Annotated in this window: 16 protein-coding genes; 8 read left to right on the top strand and 8 right to left on the bottom strand. The window is 51.4% G+C overall.

Going from position 1 to position 15,214, the window contains the following annotated elements; genetic code table 11:
* The first annotated feature begins 326 nt into the window (after positions 1-326).
* From O3S81_RS26350 to O3S81_RS26335, 4 genes are all read left to right on the top strand, one after another.
* Positions 327-1,451 carry a hypothetical protein gene (locus O3S81_RS26350; protein ID WP_269347819.1) on the top strand — a complete coding sequence of 375 codons (1,125 nt, stop codon included), beginning with the start codon at positions 327-329 and terminating at the stop codon, positions 1,449-1,451.
* The gene (locus O3S81_RS26345) at positions 1,430-2,485 is read left to right on the top strand and encodes a S1 family peptidase (RefSeq protein WP_269347820.1); all 1,056 of its coding nucleotides are present in this window, start codon (positions 1,430-1,432) and stop codon (positions 2,483-2,485) included. The genes O3S81_RS26350 and O3S81_RS26345 overlap by 22 nt, the downstream gene beginning before the upstream one ends.
* A 39-nt stretch (positions 2,486-2,524) precedes the next feature.
* Positions 2,525-3,202 carry a hypothetical protein gene (locus O3S81_RS26340; protein ID WP_269347823.1) on the top strand — a complete coding sequence of 226 codons (678 nt, stop codon included), beginning with the start codon at positions 2,525-2,527 and terminating at the stop codon, positions 3,200-3,202.
* A 332-nt stretch (positions 3,203-3,534) separates the two neighbouring features.
* Positions 3,535-3,801, top strand: coding sequence for a type II toxin-antitoxin system prevent-host-death family antitoxin (locus O3S81_RS26335; protein ID WP_137004419.1), 267 nt, complete (start codon positions 3,535-3,537; stop codon positions 3,799-3,801).
* Between the two features lie 375 nt (positions 3,802-4,176).
* On the opposite strand, the gene O3S81_RS26330 is transcribed toward O3S81_RS26335, so the two are convergent.
* Positions 4,177-4,797 carry a hypothetical protein gene (locus O3S81_RS26330; protein WP_269347828.1) on the bottom strand — a complete coding sequence of 207 codons (621 nt, stop codon included), beginning with the start codon at positions 4,795-4,797 and terminating at the stop codon, positions 4,177-4,179.
* A gap of 159 nt (positions 4,798-4,956) precedes the next feature.
* Entirely contained in the window at positions 4,957-5,571 is a 615-nt protein-coding gene (locus tag O3S81_RS26325) for an HVO_A0114 family putative DNA-binding protein (protein ID WP_269347824.1), read from the bottom strand.
* Between the two features lie 21 nt (positions 5,572-5,592).
* Here O3S81_RS26325 and O3S81_RS26320 point away from each other — a divergent pair, with 21 nt between their 5' ends.
* Entirely contained in the window at positions 5,593-6,276 is a 684-nt protein-coding gene (locus tag O3S81_RS26320; RefSeq protein ID WP_269347830.1) for a type IV toxin-antitoxin system AbiEi family antitoxin domain-containing protein, read from the top strand.
* On the top strand, positions 6,273-7,115 hold the full coding sequence (locus tag O3S81_RS26315) for a nucleotidyl transferase AbiEii/AbiGii toxin family protein (RefSeq protein WP_269347826.1): 843 nt from the start codon (positions 6,273-6,275) through the stop codon (positions 7,113-7,115). Before O3S81_RS26320 ends, O3S81_RS26315 begins: the two co-directional genes overlap by 4 nt.
* Positions 7,116-8,099: 984 nt before the next feature.
* Here O3S81_RS26315 and O3S81_RS26310 read toward each other — a convergent pair.
* Positions 8,100-8,942 (bottom strand): nucleotidyl transferase AbiEii/AbiGii toxin family protein, encoded by an 843-nt coding sequence (locus tag O3S81_RS26310; protein WP_269347826.1) that lies wholly within the window; start codon positions 8,940-8,942, stop codon positions 8,100-8,102.
* Entirely contained in the window at positions 8,939-9,622 is a 684-nt protein-coding gene (locus O3S81_RS26305) for a type IV toxin-antitoxin system AbiEi family antitoxin domain-containing protein (RefSeq protein ID WP_269347830.1), read from the bottom strand. Before O3S81_RS26305 ends, O3S81_RS26310 begins: the two co-directional genes overlap by 4 nt.
* 21 nt (positions 9,623-9,643) lie before the next feature.
* Between O3S81_RS26305 and O3S81_RS26300 the strand changes: the two genes are divergently transcribed.
* Positions 9,644-10,258 carry an HVO_A0114 family putative DNA-binding protein gene (locus O3S81_RS26300; protein WP_269347824.1) on the top strand — a complete coding sequence of 205 codons (615 nt, stop codon included), beginning with the start codon at positions 9,644-9,646 and terminating at the stop codon, positions 10,256-10,258.
* Positions 10,259-10,417: 159 nt separating this feature from the next.
* Complete coding sequence (locus O3S81_RS26295; protein WP_269347828.1) at positions 10,418-11,038, top strand: hypothetical protein; 621 nt, start codon at positions 10,418-10,420, stop codon at positions 11,036-11,038.
* Between the two features lie 375 nt (positions 11,039-11,413).
* On the opposite strand, the gene O3S81_RS26290 is transcribed toward O3S81_RS26295, so the two are convergent.
* The 4 genes from O3S81_RS26290 to O3S81_RS26275 all read right to left on the bottom strand — a co-directional run bounded on the left by O3S81_RS26290 (position 11,414) and on the right by O3S81_RS26275 (position 14,888).
* Positions 11,414-11,680 carry a type II toxin-antitoxin system prevent-host-death family antitoxin gene (locus O3S81_RS26290; RefSeq protein WP_137004419.1) on the bottom strand — a complete coding sequence of 89 codons (267 nt, stop codon included), beginning with the start codon at positions 11,678-11,680 and terminating at the stop codon, positions 11,414-11,416.
* Positions 11,681-12,012: 332 nt separating this feature from the next.
* Complete coding sequence (locus tag O3S81_RS26285; protein ID WP_269347823.1) at positions 12,013-12,690, bottom strand: hypothetical protein; 678 nt, start codon at positions 12,688-12,690, stop codon at positions 12,013-12,015.
* Positions 12,691-12,729: 39 nt separating this feature from the next.
* A complete protein-coding gene (locus O3S81_RS26280) occupies positions 12,730-13,785 on the bottom strand; it encodes a S1 family peptidase (protein ID WP_269347820.1) in 1,056 nt (351 codons plus the stop codon).
* Positions 13,764-14,888 carry a hypothetical protein gene (locus O3S81_RS26275; protein WP_269347819.1) on the bottom strand — a complete coding sequence of 375 codons (1,125 nt, stop codon included), beginning with the start codon at positions 14,886-14,888 and terminating at the stop codon, positions 13,764-13,766. Before O3S81_RS26275 ends, O3S81_RS26280 begins: the two co-directional genes overlap by 22 nt.
* Positions 14,889-15,214: the final 326 nt, after the last annotated feature.

Genomic DNA, 15,214 nt, shown 5'->3' with positions numbered 1-15,214 from the left:
CTCCGCATGGTTAATCAAATCCTTATATTTGCGGGCTGAATGTTGCCGGTATGATTTGGTGCGTTGTCCGACACATCGGCTTCAGGTGCGAGGCGAGTCATTGCAGAAACGATGGCTTGAGAACATATGAAGAACGATATTATTTGAAGCAAAGAATGCACATCTATTTCAGTCGGTTGCGCTCCAACCGGTTTAACAAGTTATGAAACCGAGAAATCGCTATAGATTTTTATATCAAAAGTAGTAAATTCATTTCTGGGTTGTTAAAGGGGGCGGGGATGCTTAGCAGGAGGCAATTCACTTCTTATTTCTCAGCAGTATCAAGTATGCTCACAGGTCAGGCTTTTATACCTGAAATATCCTATGCGCAGGATGAGCTTCCCCCACTGGAGCTGGGGCTCGCTGATTTCTCCAAGTCATGGGAACTCACCCAAGGTGACAGCACTATACTGGTTGCGACAGCTGCCGACATATCTGACGATACTGTAATTAAACTTTCAAATGTCACTTTTAAAACGCTTGCTGATATCCAGGAGTATTTCGACAGGAAATTTTCGACGTCGTTTATCGGTTTTTTCAATTCGCAGGTTGCAAATAAGGGGGCATGGCAGGGGAAGCGGATCCAGGGAGCGAAGTCCGAAGAAAATTTTTCCGCTTACTGGCATTCGGCAACATTGTCTGCCCCCGTCAGTCTGATGACCTTTCTTTCCTACATGTCGGTTTTCATAAACGAGATCAATGGAAACCTGGTCAGCAGGACCGAGAGTTACGGGTCCCAGGATCACCCGGGAATATCTTATCTCTTCAATGTCGTGAACATGACTGGAGCCGGCGGCAGGAAGTGGCGTAAGAAGTCCTACAATTCTGATCCTCTGAACTATTCCCTCCACCAGCTGCTTCAGGACGACCTGTTCCTTGGTAGCCGGATGAATCTGCGTTTTGCGAATGATCTAGCGGGGACAACCGATGATGTCTGGAAAGGGTCCTCTTATCCCCGCGATTCCTTTCCGACCTCCGGCAAGGCGAGTGAGTCCGGGATTATCCTTGAGGGCGACTTCTACAAGTTTCGTGGCCGGGGTCTCATACAGACGACATGGCGGGCGAATTATCGTGACCTCGCGGACTACATCCTTGACTACAGCGGATCCAGTCCTTTGCTGCTGGACTTTAAAAAACGCTGGGCGGGATATACCGCCGACCAGATCTGCACATTGAGTACGGGCACGGACTGGGACGACATATTCGCGGATCCAAAGGCAGAGGTATTACAAGCGGCCATCAGAATTCATGCCAGAAAAGGGGCATACCTACCCTTGTCGACGTCTCCCGATGCTCTCAACGGCAACGCCGCAGGGTCGATAATAAAGATGGGCAACGGCATTGGCGGCCTTGGCTACGGAAACAATCTCAAAGCGCGTGTGAGGCAGATATGTCTGGCAATCGACGTCTGATTTCTTCTTTATTGGTCCTGCTTTGTTCAGTTCCAGTGTGCGCTGGGCCCGCTCTGGCTCAGACCCCTGCGAATATTGTGGAGTGCATAAGAGCGACTGCCGGCCCGGCGGTCGCTCAGATCGTTTACCAGTTCCAACTTGCGGATGGAACAAAAGACGAGGCTCGAGGAAGCGGTTTTGTCATCAAAGGCGACGGTTACATCATCACAGCGGCTCACGTGTTGAGACCGCCACCTGTCTATACATCCAGCGTGGTCACGTCGACGATCAAGGTCAAACTCGGAAGCTTGTTCGCAACGGAATATCCTGCCTCGCTGATAACAAAAATAGACGATCTCGATATTGCCTTGATCAAGATGCCCATGCTTAACGCAGGCTGGCCAAAAGTTCAGATTCACTATGGGGCGGGCGAAGATTCGATGCCCTGGCTTTATGCGTCAGGGTTCCCGGGGACATCCGATCTTACCGGAGCCGGCCCTGGAAAGGTGACATCGCCGAATGCTGTCGTGGATGGAAAGCCAACCGCGTGGTGGCAAACCGATATTCCGCTTAATCCTGGAATGAGTGGCGGCCCGGTCTTCAATTCTTTTGGAGAAGTGGCGGGTATCGCCGCGGCAATCAAAGGCCAGGCTGGCGGATCAATTACCTATGTCATTCCAATTTCGTCCGCACTGACCCTGATACCATTGGCCGGTGTCACGGAATATACCCCCAGCCCCTGCAGCGATGACGGCAAATCCATGGTGATGGATTTCATTAAGGGCGCAGTCGAAGGGCAGTATGAGAAAGATCGGATATCCGACTATTTATATCAGACGATACTCGGTCAGACTGATGCCAACAGACGCTACCCGCAATTGAGCCGGCTGGGCAAAATACGGGATTTTGAAGTGGCTCATAAACAGGGCGTGCCACAAGGCACCTGGTTCACCATCAAGGTGCAACACGATAACGGTCAGTCGACCTGGGTGATCGGTTATAACCGTCAAAAGAAATGGATAGATGTCGCATCCTTCCAGGTCGTTGGACCTTGAAATCGATTTGGTTGCATCGTTTGACGCGCAGGAGGAGTTATGGTTTTGAGCACGCAGATAGCCACAAGGCGCGAGCTGATCAGGATGGCGGGCGGGATAGCTGCGGCCACGATTGTGCCGACACGTGTTCTGTCGGAGGAATCCTGCAATCCCGTGCAGTGCAGCGCCTATATTCCGAGCGGTCAGTTCGGACATATCCAGCAACCATTGCCGTCTGTCTGGTGCTGGGCAGCAACAATCGCCATGATCTGCAACTGGCATGGCTGCAGAATGGATCAAAGCAGCGTCGTGAGACAGTGTTTTGGTGCCTACGTCAACGCACCTGCCGATCCGTTCACGCTCATAAATTCCATCAACAGATCCTATATCGACGACGCTGGAAGATCATTTACCCTCTCTTCAAAGGTCTGGTCGGTTCTGCACGGCGTCACCAATCTCAATAATCTCGGGATAATTGGTGAACTTAAACAGAGGAAACCCCTCGTCGTTTGCAATACGAGTCATATGATGGCTCTCGTCGGCGTCTCGTATTTGCGGGCGAATGGAGAGATTTACGAGGCCTGGGTCGCGGATCCTGCGGTCTATGGACCCGTAACTCATGGAATACCAGGGATGCAGCCACTGGCCTCCGGCTTCAGATATCTGATGCCAGCCGAGATGACGCCAGCTCCAGCCGGCGGGGCGTTAATGTTCGTTGCCGCAGTTGATGTTGTTTGAGCCCCGTGCACTCTGCGCCTTCCTTTCTTTGGCACTGGCCAGTGTCTCACCCGGCCGCAAGGCCATGATTTTTCGATGCGCGAGTTGGGGACCTTTAGTTATCATCCTCTGGTTATCAACGATTATCGGTTCATGACGAGTGTTGATTGTGTCCCGCTCAACGGTTCGATCGAGTTCGCCCGACCTCTTCGGGCGCTTATGGATCTGGTAGCGCTTCGCAAGGTCCAGTGGAGTCATACGGCGCGTAATGCAGCATTTACAGGATTGCTGTATTTCATGGATTTTCTTTTGAGGCTGTGCTGTCGTTGCGATGCAGGACGGGAGTGCGATTGATGGCAGGTTCAGGTAATTCCTATACGACGAGTGATCTTTCCAGAAAGTCGGGTGATATTATTGCCGAGGCACTTCGTCATCCGGTGACGATCACCCAGCGCAACAAGCCTCGTCTGGTCCTTCTTAATATTGAGGATTATGAACGTTTGATGCGGCAGTCTGATCTGCGTGCGGTTGGTACTATTGATAATATGCCTGACGCTTTGCTGGATGAGTTTGAGGCAGCAGTCGACGCTTATGCGGAAACTGAAGAGATGGTTCGGTGAGCGGTTTCGATGAGATCGAGACTGCACTGGCAGTCTCCAAAGGAGCCTCGATTTCGGATCAGGATGCCCGGGAAGTTATAGAACAGGCTAGAGCGGCCGTAGACCGATGGCCTGAGTTTGCGGAGGAAGTTCAGTTATCCAGATCCCGGACCGCTGAACTCGACAAATTCCTGAATGGTAATCGGCTGGCTTAAAGGTTCATGTTTCGATGAAGCGGATTTCCGCAGGCCGGATGCCATAAACGTGGAAAGTTCCTGAAACTTTCAGAAATTGGAAGTATCAGGAATTATGTCTTCGTTGGTAGAATCGACAGGATTGGGTAGGCGAATGTCTCGGATATCCGGCGACGCAGTCCTGTCCTACGGCCACCAGGTGTCAGTTGCTCCAACCAATCTGAAACCGGTCAAATCGGACTTCACTAATGGGATGTCCCGACGGGTCGAGTCTGATCGAGCGAAGCACGAGGTTCAGGTTGGGAGAGTAATATTGTTCAAAGATTATCGGAGACAGTCCTTGCAGCTCCATGCGGTCTTTCACCACCCAAACCGGATACGAGCATGATCCGATTGTTTCCTCGGCCCATTTTTCGAAGGTGATGGTGATTGTGCCCGCAACCGTTTTCTGACCATTCAGGAACAGCGTTGTACCGGATCGCCAATTTCCCTTTAGTGGCAAATCGTCGAGCGTCGTCGCATCCGAGTAGGTCAGCTCTTGCACGCCCTTCGCGCTGATCCGTTTGGTGACGAGCAAGGGGTGCAGATATTCCGCAGATATTGGCTCCAACGAACCGCGCCGTACCATCAGGCGCTGCTCGGTTAATCCTGATTGAGTCGGTTTGTAGAAGACGGAGAAAAATGGTTGCTCTCTGGTGAGGAGCACGCCCTGCCTGGTTTCATTTGGGGTCAAGCAATGTCCAAACGCTGGAACAGCTGAAACTATACCAGCCAACAGAAATAAACTTCTCAGCACAGCCGACCTCCCTAACCTGCATCGCATACTGCTACCATGACGCGTAATAATAGTCATTCGAGCGAATTTTTGTGATCCCCTCATTTGGAACCGCTCCGCTCTCCTTATCTGTGGAGCCGAGAGGCTTTCCGCGGTGAAACCGAAGGTCGTAAGGGGAGTGGTGATGGTTTGCATGATCGTCGCTGATCAGGCTGCCGCTCCGAGGTCGAAATTCGCGTGGATCACGTCGTAGGGTACGTGAACCTTTCCGTCTTCGGTTTGTTCGAAGATACCCCAATCCGACAACGCTGACACATCCTCATGTACACGCTTGACGTCGCGTTCGACGAATCGGGCAAGTCCGCGTATGCTGGATGGGCCGATCTTCTGAAGATGTTCAATCAATTCCCACCTTTTGGGGGTGATGATGGAAAAAAGCTGTGCAGGCGACGAGAAGGTGAAGACTGCCACGGGCTCTGAGGGATTACCTGAGCGCATGGCGCTGGTTGCCCTGTCAAAAGCCTCATCGAGGGCAACCTCACTGTCTGCTCTGATTTGTATCAAGGCTTCTCTCATGGTTTCTGCCTCCTCTTGATTATCTCCTTCCGAAAATCGGACAGGAGGGCACTGGTCGTTGTGAACAGGTAAGGATGCTCTCGGCGCCGTCGAGATGACGATGATCGCCTTTGCCGCGTTCGTGTCGAAACCGACGATACGCCTGCCACCCTTGCCATAAAACACTCGATACTTGAACAGGTGCGTGCTGGCGGGAACGGGTTCCGGCACCTGTAGCAAAATTATAAAAATTCTTGAAACTTTCACAAATTGGAAGTATCAAGAATTATGTCTTCGTTGGTGGACCAGATTTCTGCAGCCGGATTGGCTGATCGTTTTCTGAATGACCGGCAACTCGCCGAGTTGCTGGGCGGCAGTGACGCGCGCCGTTATGGCCTTGTCAACCGCGCTTTGAAAGACGGGTCCCTCATCCGCCTGAAGCGTGGTTGTTATGTGCTGGCGCGACGCTATCGAGGTGATCCGGTTCATCCGTTTGCCGTCGCCCAAAACCTCGTGCCGGGCAGCTATATCTCTTTCGAAACAGCACTGTCGTTCCATGGATGGATTCCGGAGGCGGTGTTTGTTACCGCCAGTGTTTCACCCGGACGCAAAAGCCAGGATTTTTCGACGCCCGGGTTCGGGACCTTCAGCTATCATCCTCTGGCGATCAACGATTATCGGTTCATGACGAGTGTTGACCGTGTTCCGCTCAACGGCTCGATTGCGTTCGTTGCCCGACCTCTTCGGGCACTTATGGATCTGGTAGCGCTTCGCAAGGTGGAGTGGAGCGGGCTTGAATGGCTGACGATTGGTATGAGGATCGAGGAAGATGCCCTTTTCGGATTGCGACGTACGGATTTTACGGCATTGAAGCCGGTGTACAAGCACAAGGCTGCGAATGCCTTTCTCCGGGCGCTGGAAGGCGCCCTGATGCCTTCCAGGCGTCTGCATGATCTCGAGGTCAGGGCATGATTGAGATTATCCGGGAGAAGCTTCGGCAATACGCGGCGGAGAGTGCCATAGAGGAAGAGAATGCCGTCAAGGAGATACTGCAGGAGGTCGTACTCTACGCTTTGTGGCGGGGCAATTTTTTCGATGTGGCTCTTTTTCAAGGCGGCACAAGCCTTCGCATTCTTCATGGCCTGCCGCGTTTTTCCGAGGACCTCGATTTTCTTCTGCGGGCTCCCGACACGGGTTTCAACTGGTCTCCTTATCTCAAGGTTCTGACGGATGTTGTCAGCCAGTTCGGGCTGGAATTGGAGGCACATCCCAAGGTGCGGATGGATACGGCGATCCGGCAGGCTGTTATCAAGGATGATTCCATCGCGAACCAGTTGGATCTGTCATTTGCGGGAAGAGGTAGACCCAAGACAATTCGTATCAAGCTTGAGATTGACGTTAATCCGCCTGCGGGATCGGGTGAGGCAACTACCTACCTTGATTTTCCGGCTGATTGTGAGGTCCGCCATCAGGATTTGCCCTCCAATTTTGCGCTCAAGATACACGCTCTGCTATGCCGTGGTTTTCTCAAGGGGCGTGATTGGTTTGACTTCTCCTGGTATATGTCCCGCAGCGTCTCGCCGAATCTGGACCTTTTGCGCAATGCGCTGATGCAGGCTGGTCCATGGGCCGGAGATGAGACTGTCCATGTAGATGCTGCCTGGCTGAAAGTGGTTCTTTCAGAAACGATCAAACGTATCGACTGGAAAGAGGCTGCCGGGGATGTTCGACGGTTTCTTCGTCCAGTTGAGCTTAAATCCACGGATCTTTGGAGTGATCGTTTTTTTCTTGCCAAGCTGGAAAAGCTTTGAAGTTTCGCGATATTCTTGTGTTCGTAGAAGACAGGCGAATTGTTTCGTCGGTTACGTTTTATAAATTATATATTTTCGTATTTTTTTGATTTGACGGATTTATCAGTAACCTGAATCCGTGCTGACGAGGTGTCATTCAGGAACGCGCCTGCGGCGCGCGGTGAGCCGATGGGAATATTTTTACCACAACATCCGCAGCAATACATATATTTTTGTATTTATACTTTTTTGATAGAATATTGTTTCACTTGGTGGGGTGGTGAGAGGATTTCTGTCGGGCGCAAAATGAAGATGACGAAAACATATATATAAATATGGATAACTGAGCAAACATATAATTTATGCGCTTGTTTACCTGGCGGATTGCTTTGCCTGAGCGGATGATTTATGCGGGTTTTGTGCGGAAACTAGGGATTTTACCGGGAATCTGACTGAGGATTGATTGAAAGGGTGGATTTGTTTTGGTGGTAATCGATCATAATAACAATATCATGATATTGTTATTATGATCGATTACCACCAAAACAAATCCACCCTTTCAATCAATCCTCAGTCAGATTCCCGGTAAAATCCCTAGTTTCCGCACAAAACCCGCATAAATCATCCGCTCAGGCAAAGCAATCCGCCAGGTAAACAAGCGCATAAATTATATGTTTGCTCAGTTATCCATATTTATATATATGTTTTCGTCATCTTCATTTTGCGCCCGACAGAAATCCTCTCACCACCCCACCAAGTGAAACAATATTCTATCAAAAAAGTATAAATACAAAAATATATGTATTGCTGCGGATGTTGTGGTAAAAATATTCCCATCGGCTCACCGCGCGCCGCAGGCGCGTTCCTGAATGACACCTCGTCAGCACGGATTCAGGTTACTGATAAATCCGTCAAATCAAAAAAATACGAAAATATATAATTTATAAAACGTAACCGACGAAACAATTCGCCTGTCTTCTACGAACACAAGAATATCGCGAAACTTCAAAGCTTTTCCAGCTTGGCAAGAAAAAAACGATCACTCCAAAGATCCGTGGATTTAAGCTCAACTGGACGAAGAAACCGTCGAACATCCCCGGCAGCCTCTTTCCAGTCGATACGTTTGATCGTTTCTGAAAGAACCACTTTCAGCCAGGCAGCATCTACATGGACAGTCTCATCTCCGGCCCATGGACCAGCCTGCATCAGCGCATTGCGCAAAAGGTCCAGATTCGGCGAGACGCTGCGGGACATATACCAGGAGAAGTCAAACCAATCACGCCCCTTGAGAAAACCACGGCATAGCAGAGCGTGTATCTTGAGCGCAAAATTGGAGGGCAAATCCTGATGGCGGACCTCACAATCAGCCGGAAAATCAAGGTAGGTAGTTGCCTCACCCGATCCCGCAGGCGGATTAACGTCAATCTCAAGCTTGATACGAATTGTCTTGGGTCTACCTCTTCCCGCAAATGACAGATCCAACTGGTTCGCGATGGAATCATCCTTGATAACAGCCTGCCGGATCGCCGTATCCATCCGCACCTTGGGATGTGCCTCCAATTCCAGCCCGAACTGGCTGACAACATCCGTCAGAACCTTGAGATAAGGAGACCAGTTGAAACCCGTGTCGGGAGCCCGCAGAAGAAAATCGAGGTCCTCGGAAAAACGCGGCAGGCCATGAAGAATGCGAAGGCTTGTGCCGCCTTGAAAAAGAGCCACATCGAAAAAATTGCCCCGCCACAAAGCGTAGAGTACGACCTCCTGCAGTATCTCCTTGACGGCATTCTCTTCCTCTATGGCACTCTCCGCCGCGTATTGCCGAAGCTTCTCCCGGATAATCTCAATCATGCCCTGACCTCGAGATCATGCAGACGCCTGGAAGGCATCAGGGCGCCTTCCAGCGCCCGGAGAAAGGCATTCGCAGCCTTGTGCTTGTACACCGGCTTCAATGCCGTAAAATCCGTACGTCGCAATCCGAAAAGGGCATCTTCCTCGATCCTCATACCAATCGTCAGCCATTCAAGCCCGCTCCACTCCACCTTGCGAAGCGCTACCAGATCCATAAGTGCCCGAAGAGGTCGGGCAACGAACGCAATCGAGCCGTTGAGCGGAACACGGTCAACACTCGTCATGAACCGATAATCGTTGATCGCCAGAGGATGATAGCTGAAGGTCCCGAACCCGGGCGTCGAAAAATCCTGGCTTTTGCGTCCGGGTGAAACACTGGCGGTAACAAACACCGCCTCCGGAATCCATCCATGGAACGACAGTGCTGTTTCGAAAGAGATATAGCTGCCCGGCACGAGGTTTTGGGCGACGGCAAACGGATGAACCGGATCACCTCGATAGCGTCGCGCCAGCACATAACAACCACGCTTCAGGCGGATGAGGGACCCGTCTTTCAAAGCGCGGTTGACAAGGCCATAACGGCGCGCGTCACTGCCGCCCAGCAACTCGGCGAGTTGCCGGTCATTCAGAAAACGATCAGCCAATCCGGCTGCAGAAATCTGGTCCACCAACGAAGACATAATTCTTGATACTTCCAATTTGTGAAAGTTTCAAGAATTTTTATAATTTTGCTACAGGTGCCGGAACCCGTTCCCGCCAGCACGCACCTGTTCAAGTATCGAGTGTTTTATGGCAAGGGTGGCAGGCGTATCGTCGGTTTCGACACGAACGCGGCAAAGGCGATCATCGTCATCTCGACGGCGCCGAGAGCATCCTTACCTGTTCACAACGACCAGTGCCCTCCTGTCCGATTTTCGGAAGGAGATAATCAAGAGGAGGCAGAAACCATGAGAGAAGCCTTGATACAAATCAGAGCAGACAGTGAGGTTGCCCTCGATGAGGCTTTTGACAGGGCAACCAGCGCCATGCGCTCAGGTAATCCCTCAGAGCCCGTGGCAGTCTTCACCTTCTCGTCGCCTGCACAGCTTTTTTCCATCATCACCCCCAAAAGGTGGGAATTGATTGAACATCTTCAGAAGATCGGCCCATCCAGCATACGCGGACTTGCCCGATTCGTCGAACGCGACGTCAAGCGTGTACATGAGGATGTGTCAGCGTTGTCGGATTGGGGTATCTTCGAACAAACCGAAGACGGAAAGGTTCACGTACCCTACGACGTGATCCACGCGAATTTCGACCTCGGAGCGGCAGCCTGATCAGCGACGATCATGCAAACCATCACCACTCCCCTTACGACCTTCGGTTTCACCGCGGAAAGCCTCTCGGCTCCACAGATAAGGAGAGCGGAGCGGTTCCAAATGAGGGGATCACAAAAATTCGCTCGAATGACTATTATTACGCGTCATGGTAGCAGTATGCGATGCAGGTTAGGGAGGTCGGCTGTGCTGAGAAGTTTATTTCTGTTGGCTGGTATAGTTTCAGCTGTTCCAGCGTTTGGACATTGCTTGACCCCAAATGAAACCAGGCAGGGCGTGCTCCTCACCAGAGAGCAACCATTTTTCTCCGTCTTCTACAAACCGACTCAATCAGGATTAACCGAGCAGCGCCTGATGGTACGGCGCGGTTCGTTGGAGCCAATATCTGCGGAATATCTGCACCCCTTGCTCGTCACCAAACGGATCAGCGCGAAGGGCGTGCAAGAGCTGACCTACTCGGATGCGACGACGCTCGACGATTTGCCACTAAAGGGAAATTGGCGATCCGGTACAACGCTGTTCCTGAATGGTCAGAAAACGGTTGCGGGCACAATCACCATCACCTTCGAAAAATGGGCCGAGGAAACAATCGGATCATGCTCGTATCCGGTTTGGGTGGTGAAAGACCGCATGGAGCTGCAAGGACTGTCTCCGATAATCTTTGAACAATATTACTCTCCCAACCTGAACCTCGTGCTTCGCTCGATCAGACTCGACCCGTCGGGACATCCCATTAGTGAAGTCCGATTTGACCGGTTTCAGATTGGTTGGAGCAACTGACACCTGGTGGCCGTAGGACAGGACTGCGTCGCCGGATATCCGAGACATTCGCCTACCCAATCCTGTCGATTCTACCAACGAAGACATAATTCCTGATACTTCCAATTTCTGAAAGTTTCAGGAACTTTCCACGTTTATGGCATCCGGCCTGCGGAAATCCGCTTCATCGAAACATGAACCTTTAAGCCAGCCGATTACCATTCAGGAATTTGTCGAGTTCAGCGGTCCGGGATCTGGATAACTGAACTTCCTCCGCAAACTCAGGCCATCGGTCTACGGCCGCTCTAGCCTGTTCTATAACTTCCCGGGCATCCTGATCCGAAATCGAGGCTCCTTTGGAGACTGCCAGTGCAGTCTCGATCTCATCGAAACCGCTCACCGAACCATCTCTTCAGTTTCCGCATAAGCGTCGACTGCTGCCTCAAACTCATCCAGCAAAGCGTCAGGCATATTATCAATAGTACCAACCGCACGCAGATCAGACTGCCGCATCAAACGTTCATAATCCTCAATATTAAGAAGGACCAGACGAGGCTTGTTGCGCTGGGTGATCGTCACCGGATGACGAAGTGCCTCGGCAATAATATCACCCGACTTTCTGGAAAGATCACTCGTCGTATAGGAATTACCTGAACCTGCCATCAATCGCACTCCCGTCCTGCATCGCAACGACAGCACAGCCTCAAAAGAAAATCCATGAAATACAGCAATCCTGTAAATGCTGCATTACGCGCCGTATGACTCCACTGGACCTTGCGAAGCGCTACCAGATCCATAAGCGCCCGAAGAGGTCGGGCGAACTCGATCGAACCGTTGAGCGGGACACAATCAACACTCGTCATGAACCGATAATCGTTGATAACCAGAGGATGATAACTAAAGGTCCCCAACTCGCGCATCGAAAAATCATGGCCTTGCGGCCGGGTGAGACACTGGCCAGTGCCAAAGAAAGGAAGGCGCAGAGTGCACGGGGCTCAAACAACATCAACTGCGGCAACGAACATTAACGCCCCGCCGGCTGGAGCTGGCGTCATCTCGGCTGGCATCAGATATCTGAAGCCGGAGGCCAGTGGCTGCATCCCTGGTATTCCATGAGTTACGGGTCCATAGACCGCAGGATCCGCGACCCAGGCCTCGTAAATCTCTCCATTCGCCCGCAAATACGAGACGCCGACGAGAGCCATCATATGACTCGTATTGCAAACGACGAGGGGTTTCCTCTGTTTAAGTTCACCAATTATCCCGAGATTATTGAGATTGGTGACGCCGTGCAGAACCGACCAGACCTTTGAAGAGAGGGTAAATGATCTTCCAGCGTCGTCGATATAGGATCTGTTGATGGAATTTATGAGCGTGAACGGATCGGCAGGTGCGTTGACGTAGGCACCAAAACACTGTCTCACGACGCTGCTTTGATCCATTCTGCAGCCATGCCAGTTGCAGATCATGGCGATTGTTGCTGCCCAGCACCAGACAGACGGCAATGGTTGCTGGATATGTCCGAACTGACCGCTCGGAATATAGGCGCTGCACTGCACGGGATTGCAGGATTCCTCCGACAGAACACGTGTCGGCACAATCGTGGCCGCAGCTATCCCGCCCGCCATCCTGATCAGCTCGCGCCTTGTGGCTATCTGCGTGCTCAAAACCATAACTCCTCCTGCGCGTCAAACGATGCAACCAAATCGATTTCAAGGTCCAACGACCTGGAAGGATGCGACATCTATCCATTTCTTTTGACGGTTATAACCGATCACCCAGGTCGACTGACCGTTATCGTGTTGCACCTTGATGGTGAACCAGGTGCCTTGTGGCACGCCCTGTTTATGAGCCACTTCAAAATCCCGTATTTTGCCCAGCCGGCTCAATTGCGGGTAGCGTCTGTTGGCATCAGTCTGACCGAGTATCGTCTGATATAAATAGTCGGATATCCGATCTTTCTCATACTGCCCTTCGACTGCGCCCTTAATGAAATCCATCACCATGGATTTGCCGTCATCGCTGCAGGGGCTGGGGGTATATTCCGTGACACCGGCCAATGGTATCAGGGTCAGTGCGGACGAAATTGGAATGACATAGGTAATTGATCCGCCAGCCTGGCCTTTGATTGCCGCGGCGATACCCGCCACTTCTCCAAAAGAATTGAAGACCGGGCCGCCACTCATTCCAGGATTAAGCGGAATATCGGTTTGCCACCACGCGGTTGGCTTTCCATCCACGACAGCATTCGGCGATGTCACCTTTCCAGGGCCGGCTCCGGTAAGATCGGATGTCCCCGGGAACCCTGACGCATAAAGCCAGGGCATCGAATCTTCGCCCGCCCCATAGTGAATCTGAACTTTTGGCCAGCCTGCGTTAAGCATGGGCATCTTGATCAAGGCAATATCGAGATCGTCTATTTTTGTTATCAGCGAGGCAGGATATTCCGTTGCGAACAAGCTTCCGAGTTTGACCTTGATCGTCGACGTGACCACGCTGGATGTATAGACAGGTGGCGGTCTCAACACGTGAGCCGCTGTGATGATGTAACCGTCGCCTTTGATGACAAAACCGCTTCCTCGAGCCTCGTCTTTTGTTCCATCCGCAAGTTGGAACTGGTAAACGATCTGAGCGACCGCCGGGCCGGCAGTCGCTCTTATGCACTCCACAATATTCGCAGGGGTCTGAGCCAGAGCGGGCCCAGCGCACACTGGAACTGAACAAAGCAGGACCAATAAAGAAGAAATCAGACGTCGATTGCCAGACATATCTGCCTCACACGCGCTTTGAGATTGTTTCCGTAGCCAAGGCCGCCAATGCCGTTGCCCATCTTTATTATCGACCCTGCGGCGTTGCCGTTGAGAGCATCGGGAGACGTCGACAAGGGTAGGTATGCCCCTTTTCTGGCATGAATTCTGATGGCCGCTTGTAATACCTCTGCCTTTGGATCCGCGAATATGTCGTCCCAGTCCGTGCCCGTACTCAATGTGCAGATCTGGTCGGCGGTATATCCCGCCCAGCGTTTTTTAAAGTCCAGCAGCAAAGGACTGGATCCGCTGTAGTCAAGGATGTAGTCCGCGAGGTCACGATAATTCGCCCGCCATGTCGTCTGTATGAGACCCCGGCCACGAAACTTGTAGAAGTCGCCCTCAAGGATAATCCCGGACTCACTCGCCTTGCCGGAGGTCGGAAAGGAATCGCGGGGATAAGAGGACCCTTTCCAGACATCATCGGTTGTCCCCGCTAGATCATTCGCAAAACGCAGATTCATCCGGCTACCAAGGAACAGGTCGTCCTGAAGCAGCTGGTGGAGGGAATAGTTCAGAGGATCAGAATTGTAGGACTTCTTACGCCACTTCCTGCCGCCGGCTCCAGTCATGTTCACGACATTGAAGAGATAAGATATTCCCGGGTGATCCTGGGACCCGTAACTCTCGGTCCTGCTGACCAGGTTTCCATTGATCTCGTTTATGAAAACCGACATGTAGGAAAGAAAGGTCATCAGACTGACGGGGGCAGACAATGTTGCCGAATGCCAGTAAGCGGAAAAATTTTCTTCGGACTTCGCTCCCTGGATCCGCTTCCCCTGCCATGCCCCCTTATTTGCAACCTGCGAATTGAAAAAACCGATAAACGACGTCGAAAATTTCCTGTCGAAATACTCCTGGATATCAGCAAGCGTTTTAAAAGTGACATTTGAAAGTTTAATTACAGTATCGTCAGATATGTCGGCAGCTGTCGCAACCAGTATAGTGCTGTCACCTTGGGTGAGTTCCCATGACTTGGAGAAATCAGCGAGCCCCAGCTCCAGTGGGGGAAGCTCATCCTGCGCATAGGATATTTCAGGTATAAAAGCCTGACCTGTGAGCATACTTGATACTGCTGAGAAATAAGAAGTGAATTGCCTCCTGCTAAGCATCCCCGCCCCCTTTAACAACCCAGAAATGAATTTACTACTTTTGATATAAAAATCTATAGCGATTTCTCGGTTTCATAACTTGTTAAACCGGTTGGAGCGCAACCGACTGAAATAGATGTGCATTCTTTGCTTCAAATAATATCGTTCTTCATATGTTCTCAAGCCATCGTTTCTGCAATGACTCGCCTCGCACCTGAAGCCGATGTGTCGGACAACGCACCAAATCATACCGGCAACATTCAGCCCGCAAATATAAGGATTTGATTAACCATGCGGAG

Source organism: Agrobacterium sp. SOY23 (assembly GCF_027212525.1).
Lineage (GTDB): Bacteria > Pseudomonadota > Alphaproteobacteria > Rhizobiales > Rhizobiaceae > Agrobacterium > Agrobacterium tumefaciens_I.
Note: the sequence above shows the minus strand (reverse complement) of the source record. Positions and strands in the feature narration are given on the sequence as shown.